General features: G+C 67.4%; 33 protein-coding genes. 32 read left to right on the plus strand and 1 reads right to left on the minus strand.

The genetic code is table 11. The features are described from left to right. Positions 1-7 precede the first annotated feature (7 nt). The 32 genes from rplC (at position 8) to truA (ending at position 17,900) form a co-directional block, all read left to right on the plus strand. Positions 8-661: a 50S ribosomal protein L3 gene (rplC, locus tag ACIA1L_RS08535; protein WP_396071941.1), complete on the plus strand. Its 654-nt coding sequence runs from the start codon at positions 8-10 to the stop codon at positions 659-661. After that, a complete protein-coding gene (gene rplD / locus ACIA1L_RS08540) occupies positions 658-1,308 on the plus strand; it encodes a 50S ribosomal protein L4 (protein ID WP_396071942.1) in 651 nt (216 codons plus the stop codon). The genes rplC and rplD overlap by 4 nt, the downstream gene beginning before the upstream one ends. Beyond that, a complete protein-coding gene (gene rplW, locus ACIA1L_RS08545) occupies positions 1,305-1,607 on the plus strand; it encodes a 50S ribosomal protein L23 (RefSeq protein ID WP_396071943.1) in 303 nt (100 codons plus the stop codon). The genes rplD and rplW overlap by 4 nt, the downstream gene beginning before the upstream one ends. Positions 1,608-1,620: 13 nt before the next feature. Next, positions 1,621-2,460, plus strand: coding sequence for a 50S ribosomal protein L2 (gene rplB, locus ACIA1L_RS08550; protein ID WP_396071944.1), 840 nt, complete (start codon positions 1,621-1,623; stop codon positions 2,458-2,460). Between the two features lie 13 nt (positions 2,461-2,473). Then, a complete protein-coding gene (gene rpsS / locus ACIA1L_RS08555; RefSeq protein ID WP_396071945.1) occupies positions 2,474-2,755 on the plus strand; it encodes a 30S ribosomal protein S19 in 282 nt (93 codons plus the stop codon). A gap of 33 nt (positions 2,756-2,788) precedes the next feature. Then, entirely contained in the window at positions 2,789-3,262 is a 474-nt protein-coding gene (rplV, locus tag ACIA1L_RS08560) for a 50S ribosomal protein L22 (protein WP_396071946.1), read from the plus strand. After that, the gene (rpsC, locus tag ACIA1L_RS08565; RefSeq protein WP_396071947.1) at positions 3,262-4,092 is read left to right on the plus strand and encodes a 30S ribosomal protein S3; all 831 of its coding nucleotides are present in this window, start codon (positions 3,262-3,264) and stop codon (positions 4,090-4,092) included. The genes rplV and rpsC overlap by 1 nt, the downstream gene beginning before the upstream one ends. 3 nt (positions 4,093-4,095) lie before the next feature. Then, positions 4,096-4,521: a 50S ribosomal protein L16 gene (rplP, locus tag ACIA1L_RS08570; RefSeq protein WP_015618999.1), complete on the plus strand. Its 426-nt coding sequence runs from the start codon at positions 4,096-4,098 to the stop codon at positions 4,519-4,521. Next, a complete protein-coding gene (rpmC, locus tag ACIA1L_RS08575) occupies positions 4,521-4,754 on the plus strand; it encodes a 50S ribosomal protein L29 (RefSeq protein WP_396071949.1) in 234 nt (77 codons plus the stop codon). Before rplP ends, rpmC begins: the two co-directional genes overlap by 1 nt. Beyond that, complete coding sequence (gene rpsQ / locus ACIA1L_RS08580) at positions 4,751-5,026, plus strand: 30S ribosomal protein S17 (RefSeq protein WP_396071950.1); 276 nt, start codon at positions 4,751-4,753, stop codon at positions 5,024-5,026. Before rpmC ends, rpsQ begins: the two co-directional genes overlap by 4 nt. 95 nt (positions 5,027-5,121) lie before the next feature. Continuing rightward, positions 5,122-5,490, plus strand: coding sequence for a 50S ribosomal protein L14 (gene rplN, locus ACIA1L_RS08585; protein ID WP_023358185.1), 369 nt, complete (start codon positions 5,122-5,124; stop codon positions 5,488-5,490). Next, positions 5,487-5,807: a 50S ribosomal protein L24 gene (gene rplX, locus ACIA1L_RS08590; protein ID WP_396072448.1), complete on the plus strand. Its 321-nt coding sequence runs from the start codon at positions 5,487-5,489 to the stop codon at positions 5,805-5,807. The genes rplN and rplX overlap by 4 nt, the downstream gene beginning before the upstream one ends. Next, positions 5,807-6,376: a 50S ribosomal protein L5 gene (gene rplE, locus ACIA1L_RS08595; protein ID WP_396071951.1), complete on the plus strand. Its 570-nt coding sequence runs from the start codon at positions 5,807-5,809 to the stop codon at positions 6,374-6,376. The genes rplX and rplE overlap by 1 nt, the downstream gene beginning before the upstream one ends. Before the next feature lie 2 nt (positions 6,377-6,378). After that, positions 6,379-6,564, plus strand: coding sequence for a type Z 30S ribosomal protein S14 (locus ACIA1L_RS08600; protein WP_014440734.1), 186 nt, complete (start codon positions 6,379-6,381; stop codon positions 6,562-6,564). Between the two features lie 75 nt (positions 6,565-6,639). Further along, a complete protein-coding gene (gene rpsH, locus ACIA1L_RS08605) occupies positions 6,640-7,047 on the plus strand; it encodes a 30S ribosomal protein S8 (RefSeq protein WP_184997654.1) in 408 nt (135 codons plus the stop codon). A gap of 13 nt (positions 7,048-7,060) precedes the next feature. Beyond that, entirely contained in the window at positions 7,061-7,603 is a 543-nt protein-coding gene (gene rplF / locus ACIA1L_RS08610; protein ID WP_396071952.1) for a 50S ribosomal protein L6, read from the plus strand. Between the two features lie 8 nt (positions 7,604-7,611). Next, the gene (gene rplR, locus ACIA1L_RS08615) at positions 7,612-7,995 is read left to right on the plus strand and encodes a 50S ribosomal protein L18 (RefSeq protein WP_396072449.1); all 384 of its coding nucleotides are present in this window, start codon (positions 7,612-7,614) and stop codon (positions 7,993-7,995) included. Between the two features lie 12 nt (positions 7,996-8,007). Continuing rightward, entirely contained in the window at positions 8,008-8,628 is a 621-nt protein-coding gene (rpsE, locus tag ACIA1L_RS08620) for a 30S ribosomal protein S5 (RefSeq protein ID WP_396071953.1), read from the plus strand. Then, a complete protein-coding gene (gene rpmD, locus ACIA1L_RS08625) occupies positions 8,628-8,810 on the plus strand; it encodes a 50S ribosomal protein L30 (RefSeq protein ID WP_184997647.1) in 183 nt (60 codons plus the stop codon). Before rpsE ends, rpmD begins: the two co-directional genes overlap by 1 nt. After that, positions 8,810-9,253, plus strand: a complete 444-nt coding sequence (gene rplO, locus ACIA1L_RS08630) for a 50S ribosomal protein L15 (RefSeq protein ID WP_396071954.1) — start codon at positions 8,810-8,812, stop codon at positions 9,251-9,253. The genes rpmD and rplO overlap by 1 nt, the downstream gene beginning before the upstream one ends. Positions 9,254-9,528: 275 nt before the next feature. Continuing rightward, positions 9,529-10,872: a preprotein translocase subunit SecY gene (gene secY / locus ACIA1L_RS08635; protein ID WP_396071955.1), complete on the plus strand. Its 1,344-nt coding sequence runs from the start codon at positions 9,529-9,531 to the stop codon at positions 10,870-10,872. A 74-nt stretch (positions 10,873-10,946) separates the two neighbouring features. Then, on the plus strand, positions 10,947-11,600 hold the full coding sequence (locus tag ACIA1L_RS08640; RefSeq protein ID WP_396071956.1) for an adenylate kinase: 654 nt from the start codon (positions 10,947-10,949) through the stop codon (positions 11,598-11,600). 87 nt (positions 11,601-11,687) lie between these two features. After that, a complete protein-coding gene (map, locus tag ACIA1L_RS08645; RefSeq protein ID WP_396071957.1) occupies positions 11,688-12,539 on the plus strand; it encodes a type I methionyl aminopeptidase in 852 nt (283 codons plus the stop codon). A gap of 54 nt (positions 12,540-12,593) precedes the next feature. Then, positions 12,594-13,019: a DUF1707 domain-containing protein gene (locus tag ACIA1L_RS08650; RefSeq protein ID WP_396071959.1), complete on the plus strand. Its 426-nt coding sequence runs from the start codon at positions 12,594-12,596 to the stop codon at positions 13,017-13,019. Positions 13,020-13,273: 254 nt separating this feature from the next. Next, positions 13,274-13,495 (plus strand): translation initiation factor IF-1, encoded by a 222-nt coding sequence (gene infA, locus ACIA1L_RS08655; protein WP_007073013.1) that lies wholly within the window; start codon positions 13,274-13,276, stop codon positions 13,493-13,495. Positions 13,496-13,544: 49 nt separating this feature from the next. Continuing rightward, entirely contained in the window at positions 13,545-13,661 is a 117-nt protein-coding gene (gene rpmJ, locus ACIA1L_RS08660) for a 50S ribosomal protein L36 (RefSeq protein WP_015619018.1), read from the plus strand. A gap of 174 nt (positions 13,662-13,835) precedes the next feature. Further along, positions 13,836-14,216 (plus strand): 30S ribosomal protein S13, encoded by a 381-nt coding sequence (gene rpsM / locus ACIA1L_RS08665; RefSeq protein ID WP_366153717.1) that lies wholly within the window; start codon positions 13,836-13,838, stop codon positions 14,214-14,216. A 17-nt stretch (positions 14,217-14,233) separates the two neighbouring features. Then, positions 14,234-14,641 (plus strand): 30S ribosomal protein S11, encoded by a 408-nt coding sequence (gene rpsK / locus ACIA1L_RS08670; RefSeq protein ID WP_014440747.1) that lies wholly within the window; start codon positions 14,234-14,236, stop codon positions 14,639-14,641. A 15-nt stretch (positions 14,642-14,656) separates the two neighbouring features. Continuing rightward, positions 14,657-15,283 carry a 30S ribosomal protein S4 gene (gene rpsD / locus ACIA1L_RS08675; protein WP_396071960.1) on the plus strand — a complete coding sequence of 209 codons (627 nt, stop codon included), beginning with the start codon at positions 14,657-14,659 and terminating at the stop codon, positions 15,281-15,283. An 85-nt stretch (positions 15,284-15,368) separates the two neighbouring features. Beyond that, on the plus strand, positions 15,369-16,391 hold the full coding sequence (locus ACIA1L_RS08680) for a DNA-directed RNA polymerase subunit alpha (protein ID WP_023358222.1): 1,023 nt from the start codon (positions 15,369-15,371) through the stop codon (positions 16,389-16,391). A 32-nt stretch (positions 16,392-16,423) separates the two neighbouring features. Further along, positions 16,424-16,981 carry a 50S ribosomal protein L17 gene (gene rplQ / locus ACIA1L_RS08685; protein ID WP_396071962.1) on the plus strand — a complete coding sequence of 186 codons (558 nt, stop codon included), beginning with the start codon at positions 16,424-16,426 and terminating at the stop codon, positions 16,979-16,981. Positions 16,982-17,084: 103 nt separating this feature from the next. Continuing rightward, positions 17,085-17,900, plus strand: a complete 816-nt coding sequence (gene truA, locus ACIA1L_RS08690) for a tRNA pseudouridine(38-40) synthase TruA (protein ID WP_396071963.1) — start codon at positions 17,085-17,087, stop codon at positions 17,898-17,900. A 73-nt stretch (positions 17,901-17,973) separates the two neighbouring features. Here the strand turns inward: truA and ACIA1L_RS08695 are convergent, their stop codons facing one another. Beyond that, complete coding sequence (locus ACIA1L_RS08695; RefSeq protein WP_396071965.1) at positions 17,974-19,371, minus strand: hypothetical protein; 1,398 nt, start codon at positions 19,369-19,371, stop codon at positions 17,974-17,976. Positions 19,372-19,403 lie beyond the last annotated feature (32 nt).

Genomic DNA, 19,403 nt, shown 5'->3' on the forward strand with positions numbered 1-19,403 from the left:
CCGGACAATGGACAGGCAAGTGAAGGGCATCCTGGGCGCCAAGCTCGGCATGACCCAGGTCTGGGACAACAACAAGGTCGTCCCGGTAACCGTGGTGCAGGCCGGCCCGTGCGTCGTGACCCAGGTCCGCACCCCTGAGGCGGACGGCTACTCCGCGGTGCAGCTGGCGTACGGCCAGATCGACCCGCGCAAGGCGAACAAGCCGGAGAGTGGACACTTCGCGAAGGCGGGCGTTTCACCGCGCCGCCACATCGTGGAGCTGCGCACCACCGACGCGGGCGATTACGCGCTCGGCCAAGAGGTCACCGTTGAGGCGTTTCCGGTCGGCGTGCCGATCGACGTCACCGGTAAGACCAAGGGCAAGGGCTACGCCGGTGTCATGAAGCGGCACGGCTTCCACGGCCTCAAGTCGAGCCACGGCGTCGAGCGCAAGCACCGCTCGCCCGGCTCGATCGGCGCGTGCGCCACCCCCGGCCGAGTGTTCAAGGGCACCCGGATGGCGGGCCGCATGGGCGGCAAGCGCTTCACCGTGCAGAACCTCACGGTGCAGGCGGTCGACACCGAGAACAACCTGCTGCTCGTCCGTGGTGCCGTTCCCGGCCCCAAGGGCGCGCTGATCCTGGTCCGTTCGGCGGCGAAGAAGAAGGGTGGTGCCAAGTGAGCTCGGTTGACGTGATCAACGCCGAGGGCGCGAAGGCCGGCTCAGTCGAGCTGCCCGACGACATCTTCGACGTGCAGGCGAACATCCCGCTGATGCACCAGGTCGTCGTGGCTCAGCTGGCGGCGGCCCGGCAGGGTACGCACAAGGCGAAGACCCGCGGCGAGGTCGCCGGCGGCGGCAAGAAGCCGTACAAGCAGAAGGGCACCGGTCGCGCCCGTCAGGGCTCGATCCGCGCGCCGCAGTTCACCGGCGGTGGCGTCGTGCACGGTCCCGTGCCGCGTGACTACAGCCAGCGGACCCCGAAGAAGATGAAGGCCGCCGCTCTGCGTGGCGCCCTCTCGGACCGGGCCCGCGACGGTCGGGTGCACGTGGTCGAGGCGTTCGTCGCCGGCGAGACCCCGTCCACGAAGGCCGCGATCGCCACGCTGCGCAAGGCGACCCAGTCCGCCAAGGTGCTGGTCGTGCTGAGCAGCTACGACGAGATCAACTGGCTGTCGCTGCGGAACGAGGCGACCGTGCACCTCATCGAGGCCGGTCAGCTCAACACGTACGACGTGCTGGTCGCGGACGAGGTCGTCTTCACCAAGGAAGCGCTCGAGGAGTTCCTCGGCGTTCCCGCAGCGGCCTCCGAGGAGGGGAACAAGTGAGCACGATCGCCGACCCGCGCGACATCATCATCGCGCCCGTGGTCTCCGAGAAGAGCTACAGCGTTCTCGACCAGAACTGGTACACGTTCCTGGTCCACCCGGACGCCAACAAGACCGAGATCAAGATCGCGATTCAGCAGATCTTCGATGTCCGTGTGCTGACGGTTAACACCATCAACCGCCAGGGCAAGCGCAAGCGCACCAAGACGGGCTTCGGTCAGCGCAAGGCGACCAAGCGTGCCCTGGTGAAGCTGGCTGACGGTGACCGCATCGAGGCCTTCGGCGGCCCGGTCAGCTAAGGGGTTGTGAATCATGGGTATCCGTAAGTACAAGCCGACCACGCCGGGCCGTCGCGGCTCCAGCGTGGCGGACTTCGCCGAGATCACCCGGTCGACGCCGGAGAAGTCTCTGCTCGCCCCGCTGCCCAAAAAGGGTGGTCGCAACGTCCACGGCCGCATCACCACGCGGCACCAGGGCGGTGGACACAAGCGGCAGTACCGGATCATCGACTTCAAGCGCAACGACAAGGACGGCGTGCCGGCCAAGGTCGCTCACATCGAGTACGACCCGAACCGCACCGCCCGCATCGCGCTGCTGCACTACCTCGACGGCGAGAAGCGCTACATCATCGCGCCGAAGGACCTGAAGCAGGGCGACAAGGTCGAGTCGGGTGTCGGTTCCGACATCAAGCCCGGCAACAACCTGCCGCTGCGCAACATCCCGGTCGGTACGACGGTCCACAACGTGGAGCTTCGTCCCGGCGGTGGCGCCAAGCTCGGCCGCTCGGCCGGTGTCGGCATCCAGCTCCTCGGCCGTGAGGGCGTGTACGCCACGCTGCGTATGCCTTCGGGCGAAATCCGTCGTGTCGACGTGCGCTGCCGCGCCACGGTCGGCGAGATCGGTAACGCCGAGCAGTCGAACATCAACTGGGGCAAGGCCGGCCGCATGCGCTGGAAGGGCAAGCGCCCGACCGTCCGTGGTGTCGCCATGAACCCTGTCGACCACCCGCACGGTGGTGGTGAGGGTAAGACCTCCGGTGGTCGCCACCCGGTTAACCCGGCTGGTAAGCCGGAGGGCCGTACCCGCCGCAAGGGCCAGGAGAGCGACCGCATGATCGTTCGCCGCCGCTACGCCACCCGCAAGCGCGGGTAACGGGAGTTAAAAGATGCCTCGCAGCCTGAAGAAGGGCCCGTTCGTCGACGACCACCTCGTCAAGAAGGTGGAAGTCCAGAACGAGAAGAACTCGAAGAACGTCATCAAGACCTGGTCGCGGCGCTCGACGATCATCCCCGACATGCTCGGGCATACGATCGCCGTGCACGACGGGCGCAAGCACGTCCCGGTGTTCATCACCGAGGCCATGGTCGGGCACAAGCTCGGCGAGTTCGCTCTGACCCGTACGTTCAAGGGTCACGAGAAGGACGACCGCAAGAGCCGCCGCCGCTAAGCAGTCCACGGATAAGAACAAGGGGTTACAGCGATGCCAGTTAAGGGCGACGCTCCGGCGCTTCCGGGCGCGCGGGCGATTGCGCGCCACGTGCGCATCTCGCCGAACAAGGCGCGCCGTGTGATCAACCTCGTCCGCGGTCTGCCCGCGAAGGAGGCTCTCACGGTTCTGCAGTTCGCGCCGCAGGCTGCGAGTGAGCAGGTTTACAAGGTGCTCGCCAGCGCGATTGCGAACGCGGAGAACAACGAGCGGCTCGACCCGGACGCGCTCCTGGTCAGCGAGGCGTTCGTGGACGAGGGTCCGACGCTCAAGCGGTTCCGGCCGCGGGCGCAGGGCCGGGCGTACCGGATCCGCAAGCGCACCTGTCACATCACCGTCGCGGTGGAGGCCGTCCAGGCCACCACTTCGGGCCGTAAGCCCGCGGCGACCAAGGCGGCGAAGGCCAAGGCGGCTCCGGCCACCGAGGCCAAGCCGGCCGAGTCCCAGAGCACGGAAGGTGCCGAGTAATGGGTCAGAAAGTTCACCCCACCGGATTCCGGCTCGGCATCTCCACCGACTGGAAGAGCCGCTGGTTCGCGGACAAGCTCTACAAGGACTACATCGGCGAGGACGTCAAGATCCGCCGGATGATGTCCAAGGGCCTTGAGCGCGCCGGCATCTCCAAGGTGGACATCGAGCGCACCCGGGACCGGGTCCGCGTCGACATCCACACCGCCCGGCCGGGCATCGTCATCGGCCGTAAGGGCGCGGAGGCCGACCGCATCCGCGGCGAGCTCGAGAAGCTCACCGGCAAGCAGGTCCAGCTCAACATCCTCGAGGTGAAGAGCCCGGAGTCGGACGCACAGCTCGTGGCGCAGGGCGTCGCCGAGCAGCTGTCCAGCCGGGTCAGCTTCCGTCGGGCGATGCGCAAGGCCATGCAGTCCGCGATGAAGAACCCGGTCTGCAAGGGCATTCGGGTGCAGGTCTCCGGCCGCCTCGGCGGCGCGGAGATGAGCCGCACGGAGTTCTACCGTGAGGGTCGCGTTCCGCTGCACACCCTGCGCGCCAACATCGAGTACGGCTTCTTCGAGGCCCGCACGACGTTCGGCCGCATCGGCGTGAAGGTCTGGATCTACAAGGGCGACGCCGTGCCGGGTCGCGAGATTGCTCCCGAGGCGCCCGCGCGTCCGCGCCGTGAGCGTGGCGACCGTCCCGAGCGTCCGCGTCGCGGCCGTTCCGGTTCGTCCGGCACGACCGCGGGCGGCACCGAGGCCGGGCGGGCCGCGCAGGCTCAGGCCGCCGAGTCGACCGACACCGCCGCTGCTCCGGCTGCGGCCGAAACGCAGCAGGAGGGCTGACACATGCTGATGCCGCGTAAGCCCCCGAAGGGCTTCCGCAAGCCGCACCACCCGGACCGCCACGGCGCGTCCAAGGGCGGCAATCGCGTGGTCTTCGGTGAATTCGGTATTCAGGCCCTCGAGCCTGCGTACGTGACCAACCGCCAGATCGAGTCGGCTCGTATCGCCATGACCCGGCACATCAAGCGTGGCGGTAAGGTCTGGATCTCGATCTTCCCGGACCAGGCGCTGACCAAGAAGCCCGCCGAAACCCGCATGGGTTCGGGTAAGGGCTCGCCGGAGTGGTGGGTGGCGAACGTCAAGCCGGGACGCATTCTCTTCGAGATGTCGTTCCCGAACGAGACGATCGCGCGCGAAGCGATGCGTCGCGCGATCCACAAGCTCCCGATGAAGTGCCGCATCGTGACACGCGAAGTGGGTGAAAGCTGATGGCAGCGGGCGTTAAGGCAGCCGAGCTGCGGGAACTCTCCGAAGAGGAGTTGATCTCGCGGTTGAAGGAGGCCAAGGCGGAGCTGTTCAATCTTCGCGTGCAGGGCGCGACCGGGCAGCTCGACAATCACCGTCGGCTGCAGGTGGTCCGTAAGGACATCGCGAAGATCTACACGATCATGCGTGAGCGTGAGCTGGGGCTCTCGGCCGCGCCGACTGAGGTGACAGCATGAGTGAGAACACTGCTGCTGAGCCGCGGGCACAGCGCAAGACGCGCGAGGGCCTCGTGGTCAGCGACAAGATGGACAAGACCGTCATCGTCGAGGTCGAGGACCGCGTCAAGCACGCCCTCTACGGCAAGGTTCTCCGTCGCACCCGCAAGCTCCAGGTGCACGACGAGCAGAACGCTTGTGGCGTGGGCGACCGGGTGTCCCTGATGGAGACCCGCCCGCTGTCGCGTACCAAGCGGTGGCGCATCGTGGAGATCCTCGAAAAGGCCAAGTGAGTGCGCTGGGCCGGTGCAAGCCGGCCCAGCCGCCCATCGTTCCGCCAAGCTTCGGCGCAGCTGTTCCGGAGAACTGGCAGACATAGGAGACAGACGTGATCCAGCAGGAGTCGCGACTGCGCGTCGCCGACAACACGGGTGCCCGGGAAATCCTGTGCATCCGCGTACTGGGCGGCTCCGGCCGCCGCTACGCGAGCATCGGCGACGTCATCGTGGCCACGGTCAAGGACGCCATCCCGGGTGCCGGTGTGAAGAAGGGTGACGTCGTCAAGGCGGTCATCGTTCGCACCGCCAAGGAGCGGCGCCGTCCCGACGGCTCGTACATCCGCTTCGACGAGAACGCCGCCGTCATCATCAAGGACGGTGGGGACCCCCGCGGTACGCGCATCTTCGGCCCGGTTGGCCGTGAGCTGCGCGACAAGCGGTTCATGAAGATCATCAGCCTGGCGCCGGAGGTGCTCTGACCGTGAAGATCAAGAAGGGCGACACGGTCGTCGTCATCGCCGGTAAGGACAAGGGCGCCAAGGGCAAGGTCATCGCGGCCTTCCCTCGGCAGGACAAGGTCCTGGTCGAGGGCGTCAACCGCATGAAGAAGCACGAGAAGATCCGCACGACGCAGCGCGGTTCCAAGACCGGTGGCATCGTCACGCAGGAAGCCCCCATCCACATCTCGAACGTGCAGATCGTGGACGACCAGGGCAAGCCGACCCGCATCGGTTTCCGCATCGACGACAACGGCCAGAAGGTCCGCATCGCTCGTAGCACCGGTAAGGACCTGTGATGACTGCCGCCACCGAGACCAAGACTCTGCCCCGGCTGAAGCTCAAGTACCGCGGAGATGTCATCCCGGCGCTTCAGGAGCAGTTCAAGTACGGCAACCCGATGCAGGTTCCCGGCCTGGTGAAGGTCGTCGTGAACATGGGTGTGGGCGAGGCTGCCCGCGACGCCAAGCTGATCGACGGCGCCGTGCGGGACCTGACCACCATCACCGGCCAGAAGCCGCTGGTGCGGCGGGCCACCAAGTCGATCGCGCAGTTCAAGCTGCGTGAGGGCATGCCGATCGGCGCGAAGGTCACCCTGCGCAACGACCGGATGTGGGAGTTTCTGGACCGGCTGCTGTCGATCGCGCTGCCGCGTATCCGTGACTTCCGCGGGCTCGACGGGCGCAAGCTCGACGGGCACGGCAACTACACGTTCGGTCTGACCGAGCAGTCGGTGTTCCACGAGATCGACCAGGACCGGATCGATCGGACCCGGGGCATGGACATCACGGTGGTCACCACCGCCACGACCGACGAGGAGGGCCGGCAGCTGCTCAAGCTCCTGGGCTTCCCGTTCAAGGAGAACTGAGCATGGCTAAGAAGGCGCTGATCATCAAGGCGGCCGCGAAGCCGAAGTTCGCCGTTCGGGCCTACACCCGCTGCCAGAAGTGCGGACGCCCGCACTCGGTCTACCGCAAGTTCGGCCTGTGCCGGGTTTGCGTGCGGGACATGGCCCACCGTGGTGAGCTGCCCGGCGTGTCCAAGGCTTCCTGGTAACCCAAGCTTGTAATACCGCTTCGCCGTAGGCCCGGGCCTCCTGGGAACCCCGGCGAGAAAGGTTGACGAATACCCATGACGATGACGGACCCGATCGCAGACATGCTCACGCGTCTGCGTAACGCCAACCAGGCGTACCACGACAAGGTGACCATGCCCTTCTCGAAGATCAAGGCGAACATCGCCGAGGTCCTCAAGGCTGAGGGTTACATCGCCTCCTGGACGGCTGAGGACCCGGCTGAAGGCGAAGTCGGCAAGCGGCTGGTCGTTGAACTGAAGTACGGCCAGAACCGTGAGCGCAGCCTCGCCGGCATCAAGCGCGTGTCCAAGCCCGGTCTCCGGGTGTACGCCAAGTCCGACGAGCTCCCCCGGGTGCTCGGCGGCCTGGGTGTCGCGATCGTTTCGACGTCCCAGGGGCTGCTGACCGACCGGCAGGCCCGCAAGCGGAGCGTTGGCGGGGAAATCCTCGCCTTCGTTTGGTAACGGAGACTCTGACATGTCGCGAATCGGACGTAAGTCGATCCCGGTCCCGGCCGGCGTCGACGTCACCATCACCGGGCAGACCGTCAAGGTCAAGGGCCCCAAGGGCGAGCTCTCGCACACCGTCGCCGAGCCGATCACGGTCGAGAAGGCGGAGAACGGCGAGCTGAGCGTCAACCGCCCCAATGACGAGCGCAAGGCCAAGGAGCTCCACGGTCTTTCTCGTACCCTGGTCGCCAACATGATCGTCGGCGTCACCGAGGGCTACAAGAAGACGCTGGAGATCAACGGCACCGGTTACCGCGTGACTGCCAAGGGCAAGGACCTCGAGTTCGCCCTGGGCTTCTCGCACCCGGTCAACATCCCCGCGCCGGCCGGCATCACCTTCACGGTGGAGAAGCCGACGCAGTTCTCGGTGGCGGGCATCGACAAGCAGCTCGTCGGCGAGGTCGCCGCGAACATCCGGAAGATCCGCCCGCCGGAGCCCTACAAGGGCAAGGGCGTCAAGTACCAGGGCGAGGTCATCCGCCGCAAGGCTGGAAAGGCAGGTAAGAAGTGACCGCCACGCTGCTCAAGCGCCGCAATGGCGGCGGTGTCGCCTCCAAGCGCGCCGTCGGCAAGGCGCGTCGGCACTTCCGGGTCCGCAAGAACGTCCGCGGCACTGCCGAGCGTCCCCGTCTGGTCGTCACCCGGTCTACGCGCAACATCACCGCGCAGATCGTCGACGACCTCAAGGGTCACACGCTCGTCTCCGCCTCCACGCTCGACGCCTCCCTGCGGGGCACCGAGGGTGAAAAGAGTGCCCTGGCCGCCAAGGTCGGCACTCTCCTCGCCGAGCGCGCGAAGGCCGCGGGCGTTTCCAAGGTCGTCTTCGACCGCGGTGGCAACAAGTACGCGGGGCGTATCGCCGCGCTTGCCGATGCTGCCCGCGAAGCCGGACTCGAGTTCTAGGAGGGAAGACCTATGCCTGGTCAGCAGCGCCGAGGCGGCGGGTCCGGCGGTAACAACGAAGGTGGCCGCCGCGACAACCGCCGTGAGGGCGGCCGCGGTAACGCGCCCGTCGAGAAGACCCCGCACCTGGAGCGGGTCGTAGCGATCAACCGTGTCGCGAAGGTCGTGAAGGGTGGTCGTCGCTTCAGCTTCACCGCCCTCGTGATCGTCGGCGACGGTGACGGCACCGTCGGCATCGGATACGGCAAGGCCAAGGAGGTGCCCGCGGCTATCGCCAAGGGTGTCGAGGAGGCCAAGAAGCACTTCTTCAAGGTGCCGCGGATCGGTGCGACGATCCCGCACCCGATCACCGGCGAAGCCGCCGCGGGTGTCGTGCTCCTGAAGCCGGCCTCCGCCGGTACCGGTGTTATCGCCGGTGGCCCGGTGCGTGCCGTGCTTGAGTGCGCGGGCATCCACGACGTGCTCTCGAAGAGCCTCGGCTCGTCCAACCCGATCAACATCGTGCACGCGACGGTGGCGGCCCTGAAGGGCCTGGAGTCCCCGGAGGCCGTTGCGGCCCGCCGTGGCCTCCCGGTCGAGGACGTCGCGCCTGCGGCCATGCTGGCGGCGCGTGCGGAAGCGGCGGTGCACTGATGGCACGCTTGAAGGTCACCCAGCTCCGGTCCGCCATCGGCCGTAAGCAGAACCAGCGGGACTCCCTGCGGTCGCTTGGGCTGAAGCGGATCAACGATGTGGTGGTCAAGGAGGACCGTCCCGAAATTCGGGGCATGATCTTCGCCGTGAACCACCTCGTCAGTGTCGAGGAGGTCGAGTAATGGCGATCAAGGTCCACCACCTGCGCCCGGCGCCCGGAGCCAAGACCGCGAAGACCCGTGTGGGTCGCGGTGAGGGCTCTAAGGGCAAGACCGCCGGTCGGGGCACCAAGGGTACGGGAGCCCGTAAGAACGTCTCGGCGGCCTTCGAGGGTGGGCAGATGCCCCTCCACATGCGCCTGCCCAAGATGAAGGGCTTCAAGAACAAGAACAAGGTCGTCTTCCAGGTCGTCAACCTGGACCGGCTCGCCGAGCTGTTCCCGAACGGCGGCGAGATCGGCCCGCTCGAGCTCGCCGACGCCGGCGCGGTTCGTCGCGGCCAGCTGGTCAAGGTGCTGGGCTCGGGTGACCTGAACGGCGTGTCGCTGCAAATCTCAGCGCACGCGTTCAGCGAGTCGGCCAAGGAAAAGATCGCAGCTGCCGGTGGTTCCGCCACCGAGCTGTGAGGCTTGCCGGGGGTGCTGGCCCGGGTATCGAACCGATGCCCGGCTAGCGCCCCCGTTGTGGCGTCTGACCAGGCATTTCGTCTGGCCGGGCGACATTGTTCCCGGCCCCGCCGCGTAGCTCTTCGTCCCCGGGTGTTGCACAAGCGGCGACCGTGCCTCACGAGAGGCACGTCGGGCTGTTAAAGTCCGTTCCCAGCCAGGTATATCGGTCGTCCGGACCGATGCCTACCCCCATCCGCCGGTTTCAGGCGGCCACCTCGCGCAGGAGGAAGAAGTTGCTCTCCGCCTTTTCCAGTGCGTTCCGGACGCCTGACCTGCGCAAAAAGCTGCTGTTCACAGTAGCGATCATCGGGATCTATCGGCTCGGTGCCACTTTGCCCAGCCCCGGTGTCTCCTACACCAACGTCCGTAACTGTATGGACGCTATGAACAGCGCCGACGCCGGCGGGGTCCTGAACCTGCTGAACCTCTTCTCCGGCGGTGCGCTTCTTCAGCTGTCGGTCTTCGCGCTGGGCATCATGCCCTACATCACCGCGTCGATCATCCTGCAGCTCCTGACAGTGGTGATCCCGCGCCTCGAACAGCTCCGCAAGGAGGGCCAGTCCGGCCAGGCGAAAATCACCCAGTACACCCGCTACTTGACGCTCGGCCTTGCGGTCCTGCAGTCCGCGGCGTTCGTCGCGCTCGCCCGTTCGGGCCAGCTCTTCGGCGGTGCCTGCCCGCAGGACAACCCGACCCTCGCGATCATTCCGCGCGACACCGGCCTGCCGTACTGGCTGACGCTAACGATGCTGGTCATCACGATGACCGCGGGTACCGGCATGGTCATGTGGCTGGGCGAGCTCATCACCGACCGTGGCGTCGGCAACGGCATGTCCGTCCTGATCTTCACCTCGATCGCGGCTCGCCTGCCCAGCGAAGGCTGGGGCATCAAGGAGGCCAACGGCTGGGGCAAGTTCTGGCTCGTCATTGCGCTCGTCCTGCTGGTCATCGCCGCGGTCGTCTTCATCGAGCAGGCCCAGCGCCGCATCCCGGTGCAGTACGCGAAGCGGATGATCGGCCGGCGGATGTACGGCGGCACCTCGACGTACATCCCGTTGAAGGTCAACCAGGCCGGCGTCGTGCCGGTGATCTTCGCATCGTCGCTGCTCTACCTGCCGAACCTGTACCTGCGGTTCTTCCCGCAGGACCAGCTCAAGGGCTACCAGATCTGGATTCAGCAGAACCTGGTCGACCCGACGAGCTGGATCTACATCGGGTCCTACTTCCTGATGATCATCTTCTTCACGTACTTCTACGTCTCGATCACGTTCAACCCGACCGAGGTCGCGGAGAACATGAAGAAGTACGGTGGTTTCGTACCGGGCATCCGGCCCGGCAAGCCGACCGCCGACTACCTGGACTTCATCCTCAGCCGAATCACCCTGCCGGGTGCGCTCTACCTGGGTCTGATCTCCGTCCTGCCGAACTTCTTCTTCATCTGGCTCGACCAGGACCAGTACGTGAACTTCCCCTTCGGTGGAACCGCGGTGCTGATCATGGTCGGTGTGGGTCTGGAGACGGTGAAGCAGATCGAGAGCCAGCTCATGCAGCGCAACTACGAAGGGTTCCTCCGGTAGTGGCGGCGCGGAGCCGGGGGGCTCTCGCGTTCAAGGTTTGCGAGGCTCGTTCTCACCGAAGCGAGGCGATGTAGGTGCGGCTGGTACTGGTGGGCCCTCCGGGGGCCGGCAAGGGGACCCAGGCTGAGTTCATCGCCGCCCATCTCGCCGTACCGAAGATCTCGACCGGTGACATCTTCCGGGCCAACGTCTCGCAGGGCACCCCGCTGGGGCTCGAAGCGAAGCGCTACATGGACGCGGGCAACCTCGTCCCGGATGAAGTCACCATCAACATGGTTCGGGATCGCCTCGCGGAGCCGGACGCCGGCGACGGCTTTCTGCTGGACGGCTTCCCGCGTACGGTGCCGCAGGCTTCGGCTCTGGACAAGCTCCTGGCTGACCTGGGCACCGCGCTGGACCTGGTGATGGAGCTCGTGGTCGACGACGACGAGGTCATCCGCCGGCTTTCGGGCCGGCGGACTTGCCGCGGCTGCGGCAAAATCTGGCACGTCGAGTTCGACCCCACCAGCAAGGAGAACCTCTGCGACCGGTGCGGGTCCGAGCTGTTCCAGCGGGACGACGACCGGGCTGAGACGATCGCCAACCGCCTCGTCGAGTACGCGGACAAGACGGCACCGCTGGTCGACTTCTACGGCGCCCAGGGCAAGCTGGTGGGGATCGACGCCACCGGGCCGGTCGAGGACGTCACGGTGCGGGCGATTGACGCGCTGCGCTCCTACGGGGGATAGAGCCCACAGCGGCTGACAACGTACGCATAGAAGTTCGGTGTGAGGGCGCTGCTTCGGCGGCGCCCTCGCTGTTTTAGGCTGACGCCCATGCCCCGTAGCAGCGCCCAGGACATTCAGATCAAGACCCCGGAGCAGATCGAGCTCATGCGCCGCGCCGGCCTGGTCGTCGCCGCCGCGCTGAACGCGATGCGGGCGGCGACTGCCCCCGGTGTCTCCACCGGCGACCTTGACGCGATCGCGGAGCAGGTCATCCGGGACCACGGCGCGGTGCCGTCGTTCAAGGGCTACCACGGGTTCCCGGCGTCGATCTGCGCGTCGGTCAACGAGCAGGTCGTGCACGGCATCCCCAGCGCCTCGCAGGTGCTGCGGGAAGGCGATCTGCTGTCGCTCGACTGCGGGGCGATCCTGGACGGCTGGCACGGCGACTCGGCCATCACCATCGGCGTGGGAGAAACCGACCCGGCCCTGCTGCGGATGGCGGAGGTAGCCGAGGACGCCATGTGGGCGGGCATCGCTGCCGCCGCCCGGGGCGCTGCCAACGGCCGCGGCCGGCTGACCGACATTTCCTTCAACGTGGAAAAGACCGTGCGGAAGGCGGCGGCCCGTTACGGCATCGTCGACGGGTACGGCGGCCACGGCATCGGCACCGAGATGCACCAGGACCCGCACGTGCTCAATCACGGCAAGCCCGGTAAGGGCCCTCGCCTGGTGCCCGGCATGTGTCTCGCCATCGAGCCGATGATCACCATGGGCTCGCCGCGCACCCAGGAGCTGAGTGACGGTTGGACGGTGGTCACCCGGGATGGCTCGATGGCGGCGCACGTGGAGCACACCATGGCACTTCTTGAAGACGGCGTGTGGGTCACGACGGCGCCGGATGGCGGCCGTGCCCGCCTCGGCGAGCTGGTGACCGCACGGCAGCCCGCATTGGCCGAGTAAGACTCGCGTTATCCGGGGGCCGCGCGTGGTGACCCGGCCTGGCATGCTGAACGCATGGCTGGGGAAGACATGCGCGCGGGCGACGCGGACCGTCAGGTCGTCGCGGACAGGTTGAAGTCGGCGCTGGACGAGGGGCGCCTCGATCTGCACGAGTACGACGAGCGCCTCCAAGCGGTGTATGCCGCCAAGACGTTCGGCGAGCTCGACGGCCTGACCACGGACCTCCCCGGCACCATCCCCGCCCAGCGCGCCCAGTTGGCGCCGCACGAGCCGACCGCCGTGCCGGTGGTGCCGACCGGTAAAGGCAAGGCCGCAGAGGTGCCTTGGCTGGGTGGCTACGCCGGTGTGGTGCTCATCTGCGTCGTGATCTGGGCGATGTCGTCGCTGGGGTCGGGGGAGTGGCAGTACTTCTGGCCGGGCTGGATGTTGATTCCGTTCATCTGGGCGACCGTCGCGCACTTCCGGGGCCGTAAGGGCTGACGAACTCGCCCGAAACTGCCCGCTTGACCGAATTTGTCGATCGTCGACACACCCGACCCCGGGTTACGGCCACCTCGGTTTGGTGTCGATGCATGGGCGCGCGTACACTGGCTTGCTGGCGCACAGCGTCCACTCCGGCATGTCTTGCAAGCGCTTCTGACAGGCGCCGGAGCCGCGGCTGGTCCGGACCGAACGTGGGTCCGGATGAACGTTGTGAGCCTGCCCCAAGAACCCGATGTCAGGTAGCGGAGGACATGCCAAAGAAAGACGGAGCCATCGAGATCGAAGGCCGAGTGATCGAGCCTCTCCCGAACGCCATGTTCCGGGTGGAGCTCGCGAATGGTCACAAGGTGCTGGCGCACATCTCCGGAAAGATGCGGCAGCACTACATCCGCATTCTTCCCGAGGACCGGGTCGTCGTCGAACTGTCGCCGTACGACCTGACCCGTGGGCGCATCGTCTACCGCTACAAGTAGCAGGGTCACGGGGATCCACATCCCGTCTGACTGAGAGTTAAGGCAAACCGTGAAGGTCAAGCCGAGCGTCAAGCGGATCTGCAACAACTGCCGGGTCATCCGGCGGCACGGGCGCGTCATGGTCATCTGCAAGACCGACGCGCGTCACAAGCAGCGCCAGGGCTGATCCAGCCACTCGCACTGCCAGATCCGCACCACTGAAGAAGCTCGTTCCGGCCGCGGTGTCATCACTCGTGATGGCGCGCGGTCTCACCCCCGGTCGGAGGCCGGGGCCCGCCCGGGCAGGCGGGATGGATGCGGGCACAGACCTCCGTGACATACCTGAGGAGTACGCCCACTTATGGCAAGACTCGTCGGCGTCGATCTGCCCCGCGAAAAGCGGATGGAGATCGCGCTCACCTACATCTTCGGGGTCGGTCGGACCCGCGCCGTTGAGGCGCTTTCCGCGACCGGCATTGACCTGAACAAGCGCGCCAAGGACCTCACAGACGAGGAGCTGGTCCAGCTCCGCGACTACATCGAGGCCAACTTCAAGGTTGAAGGCGACCTGCGCCGCGAGGTCGCTGCGGATATTCGCCGCAAGGTTGAGATCGGCTGCTACGCCGGCATCCGCCACCGTCGTGGGCTCCCCGTTCGGGGCCAGCGCACGCGGACCAACGCTCGCACCCGCAAGGGTCCGAAGCGCACGGTTGCCGGTAAGAAGAAGCCCGGTCGGAAGTAATAGGAGCGCACTGACTTATGCCACCGAAGGCACGCGCAGGGGCCGCAGTCAAGAAGGTCCGGCGCAAGGAACGCAAGAACGTCGCCCACGGGCAGGCGCACATCAAGAGCACCTTCAACAACACCATCGTGTCGATCACCGACCCGACCGGTGCTGTCATCTCCTGGGCCTCGTCCGGCCAGGTGGGCTTCAAGGGCTCCCGCAAGTCGACTCCGTTCGCCGCTCAGCTGGCCGCCGAGGCCGCCGCGCGTCGGGCCATGGAGCACGGCATGCGCAAGGTCGACGTGTTCGTCAAGGGCCCCGGTTCCGGCCGGGAGACCGCGATCCGTTCGCTGCAGGCCGCTGGCCTCGAGGTCGGACAGATCTCCGACGTCACGCCGCAGCCGCACAACGGATGCCGTCCGCCGAAGCGTCGCCGGGTCTAAGGGAGAGATCGAAACATGGCTCGTTACACAGGGGCGGACTGCAAGCGCTGCCGCCGCGAGAAGATGAAGCTGTTCCTCAAGGGCAGCAAGTGCGACGGGCCGAAGTGCCCGTTCGAGTCGCGTCCCTTCCCGCCCGGTCAGCACGGCCGTGGTCGGACCAAGGAGACCGAGTACCTCCTGCAGCACCGCGAGAAGCAGAAGGCGCGTCGCACCTACGGCGTCCTCGAGAAGCAGTTCCGCGGTTACTACGAGGAGGCTGTCACCAAGCCGGGCAAGACCGGTGAGGTGCTGCTGCAGATCCTCGAGTCGCGGCTCGACAACGTCGTCTACCGGGCCGGCTACGCCGCGTCTCGCGACATGGCCCGCCAGCTGGTCAAGCACGGCCACTTCAAGGTCAACGGCGTCAAGGTCGACATCCCGTCGTACCGGGTGAAGGACCACGACATCATCCAGGTCCGCGAGAAGTCGAAGGAAATGACTCCCTTCGTCGTCGCGCAGGCCCAGGCCGGTTCGCGTCCGGTGCCGGCCTGGCTGGAGCCGATCCCGAGCGAGATGAAGATCCTGATCCACTCGCTCCCGGCCCGCGCCGTCATCGACACGCAGGTCCAGGAGCAGCTGATCGTGGAGCTCTACTCCAAGTAGCAACGGTGGCCCGGCGTCCGTGTGGACGCCGGGCACCATCAGATGGCCGTCAAATAGTGGGTGGCCTGACAGAAAGAAGAACAGCGTGCTCATCAGCCAGCGCCCGAGCCTCTCGGAAGAGTCGCTCAGCGAGACCCGCTCCCGGTTCACCATCGAGCCCCTGGAGCCGGGCTTCGGCTACACCCTCGGCAACTCGCTGCGGCGGACCCTGCTGTCGTCCATTCCGGGCGCGGCGGTCACCAGCATCAAGATCGACGGCGTACTGCACGAGTTCACCACCATCCCCGGTGTCAAGGAGGATGTGGTCGAGCTGGTCATGAACGTCAAGGAGCTCACCGTCAGCTCCGAGCACGACGAACCGGTCAGCATGTACCTGCGCAAGCAGGGCCCGGGCGACGTCACCGCCGGTGACATCCAGCCCCCGGCCGGCGTCTCCGTGCACAACCCCGACCTGAAGCTGGCCACCCTCAACAGCAAGGGCCGGCTCGACATGGAGCTCACCGTCGAGCGGGGTCGTGGCTATGTCACGGCCGCGCAGAACAAGAGCGCCGGCGCCGAGATCGGCCGGATCCCGGTCGACTCGATCTACTCGCCGGTCATGAAGGTGACCTACCGCGTCGAGGCGACCCGTGTCGAGCAGCGCACCGACTTCGACCGCCTGATCATCGACGTCGAGTCGAAGGCTTCCATCTCGCCCCGTACCGCGCTGGCGTCGGCTGGCTCGACCCTCGTCGAGCTGTTCGGTCTCTGCCGCGAGCTGGACGAGACCGCCGAGGGCATCGACATCGGACCGTCCCCCCAGGACGCGCAGCTGGCAGCCGATCTGGCCCTGCCGATCGAAGAGCTGGACCTCACCGTCCGGTCGTACAACTGCCTCAAGCGCGAGGGCATCAACACAGTTGGTGAACTCATCGGGAGGACGGAGGCCGACCTTCTGGATATAAGGAATTTCGGTCAGAAGTCGATCGACGAGGTCAAGATGAAGCTCGCCGGAATGGGCCTGGGGCTGAAGGACAGCGCGCCGTCCTTCGACCCGGCGCACGTGGTCGACTCGTTCGGCGACGTGGACTACGACACCGACGACTACCGCGAGACCGAGCAGCTCTGATCTCGCTCGGCCTGAATTAGGAGCAACCGGAAATGCCTACGCCCACCAAGGGTCCCCGCCTCGGCGGCAGCCCGGCGCACGAGAAGCTGCTGCTGGCCAACCTGGCCACGGAGCTCTTCCGGCACGGCAAGATCAAGACCACCGAGACCAAGGCGCGGCGCCTGCGCCCGCTGGCCGAGCAGCTGATCACCAAGGCCAAGCGCGGTGACCTGCACGCTCGTCGTCGGGTGCTGACGGTCGTCAAGGACAAGGACGTCGTGTACGCCCTGTTCGAGCAGATCGCCCCGCGCTACGGCAACCGGCCGGGTGGCTACACCCGCATCACCAAGACCGGCCCGCGCAAGGGTGACGCCGCTCCGATGGCCGTCATCGAGCTGGTCGAGGAGCTGCAGGTCGCGGCGAACACGGCGCCGGCCAAGAAGGCGGCCCGCAAGGCCGCTGCGCAGCAGGACAAGGTCGAGGCGCTCGCCCGCGAGGACGAGACCCCGGCCGCTGCCAAGAGCGAGGCTCCGGAGGCCGACCAGGACGCCGAGCCGCCGGTGAACGCGTCTGGCGACAAGGGCGCCGAGGGCGAAGACACCAAGGCCTGATCAGGCACCGAGCGGCCCGGCACCCTTCGTGGGGTGCCGGGCCGTTTCGCTTTCTTCAGTACGGTTGCCGCCTCCTGCGATGGCGCGGAACGAAGGACCAGGTTTGACCGACACGACTCGCCTCCGCCTCGACATCTCCTACGACGGCGGGGACTTCTCCGGCTGGGCCGCCCAGCCCACCCGCCGTACCGTGGCCGGGGTGCTCACCGAGGCGCTGGGCACGCTCGCCGGCGCCGACGTGCCGCTGGGCCTCACCGTGGCTGGGCGTACGGACGCCGGCGTGCACGCCACCGGCCAGGTGTGCCACATCGAGCTGCCGACGGAGACCTGGGAACGACTGTCCACGTCGCTGCTGCGCCGCCTGGCCGCCCTCATGCCCCCGGACGCCCGGGTCAAGGCCGTGACGCCGGTGCCGGCCACCTTCGACGCGCGTTTCTCCGCGACCTTCCGCCGGTACGAGTACCGGGTCGCTGACCAGGTCTGCGGTGCTGATCCGTTGCGCCGCCACGACACCCTCGGCTGGGTGCGTCCGCTCGACCTGGGTCGGCTCAACGAGGCCGCCGCCGGACTGGTGGGCCTGAACGACTACGCCGCCTTCTGCAAGCGCAAGGAACACGCCACCACCATCCGGGCCATCACCCGCCTCGACTGGCGCCGCGAGCCGGACGGGGTCGCGACGGCCACGGTGCAGGCCGACGCCTTCTGCCAGGCAATGGTCCGCAGCCTGGTCGGCGCGATGCTGTCGGTTGGCGACGGCCGCCGCGATCCGGCGTGGCCAGCCAAGCTGCTCACCCGGCGCGAGCGCTCCAGCGAAGTAACCGTGGCCCCGGCCCACGGCCTGACCCTGGTGGCGGTGGGCTATCCCGACGAATCGGAGTACGCCCAGCGCGCCGACACCACCCGCAACCTGCGCGCCTGACCCTGCCGTGGCCGGCGGTGCGCCGCCCAAGCACCCGTACCATCCGTTGCCGGCGCGGCCTGACGCGCGTCCGTCATCTCGTCATGCTGAGTTCGGCGATCCGGTCGGTCAGGTAGTTCTCGACAAGATCTTTCGTGATCCGAGCGGCGTGCGGGTCATCGTCGGTGACAAGGTTGCCGTCCGGCCGAGAGATGACGCAGTAGACCAGGTAATGCCCCACGGCCTGCCAGCCGGACTGTGCCGGTGCCGCGGCGGCCGGCCCACCCTGCGCCCCGCCCAGCGGCGCGAATCCGCCGCGCCCGGATTCGACCAGCAGCCCAGCATCGTCGCTGAACCGGGCGGCGGCCTTCGCGTCGGGCAGGTCGAGGACGCCTGCAGTCACGGAATAGTCGGCGTACGGTGCGACCATCGCCGCCCGAACCACCTGGTTGCAGCCGCTCTCCCGGAGCATGCCGCCAAGCTCGCCGGTCGTGCCGAGTGCGCATTCGGTGTCGACGTGGGTGAGGGAAATTCGGTAAGGACGTCCGTTCGGCCCCGGCTGCACCTCAGCGGCCGGGAAGATGTCTTGCCCGGTGAACGCCTGCCCAGCGACCCGTGCGCCACCCGCGGTTCCGGGGGGTGCGGAAGACGAGTCGGAGGGGCTCCGCCGTTCCTCGGCGATGACGAAGAACCCGGTAAGCACCACAATCGACGTGACGATCAGCGCGCCGAGGCCGCTCAGCAGCAACTGCAGGGCTTGCTGAGGTTCCGGTGGCAGCCGGCGCGCGGCCGGAGCTGGCGGCACACCGTGGACGCGCGGCCGTGCAGGACGGTCCGGACTCTTGCGCCGGACGCCCGGGTCGGGCTGCACAGCCGGCGCCGGCCGTCCATAGATGCCGGGCGCGGTCCGCGCATTGCGCAGGCCAGGCGGCCGCGACCACAGGCGCCTGGTCGCTGCCTCCCGGTCCGGTGCCGCGAGGTCACGCGGGGGCAGAACGTCGGCGGTGAGGTCCCCGGGGCCGAACTCGGCCGGATCAAGATTGCGCGGCGGCAATTCGGAAGCGCGGGGGTTGTGGCTGTGCGGGGCGGGATCGCGGGGGGTGCGGCTGTGCGGGGCGGGATCGCGGGGGTTGTGGCTGTGCGGGGCGGGATCGCGGGGGTTGTGGCTGTGCCGGGCGGGATCGCGGGGGGTGCGGCTGCGCGGGTCGAGACCGCGGGGGCGGCTGAGGATGCCGAGTGCGGGCAGGGTGGGGCTGGCGGCGAGGACACCTCGGGCTGTTTCGAGGATCCAGTCGGTCAGTGGGACTGGCAGGGTGACTGTGCGACGAGACGAGGCGTGCCGGTGCGAGGTGCGGGTGCCCGAGGTGGGGCGACCGGCGGCCGAGCTGGGCGGGGTGCCGGTTCCAGCCTGCCGGTGCTGGGCGGAGGTGGGTCGTGTCGCGCTGCCCGGGTTCGCGCGATGGGCGGAGCGGGGGCGGGGGACGCGCAGCATGCCGTCACGCTAGAAGCGCACCGTGATCGATG

The sequence above is a fragment of the Actinoplanes sp. NPDC051859 genome (assembly GCF_044452725.1).
Classification (GTDB): domain Bacteria; phylum Actinomycetota; class Actinomycetes; order Mycobacteriales; family Micromonosporaceae; genus Actinoplanes.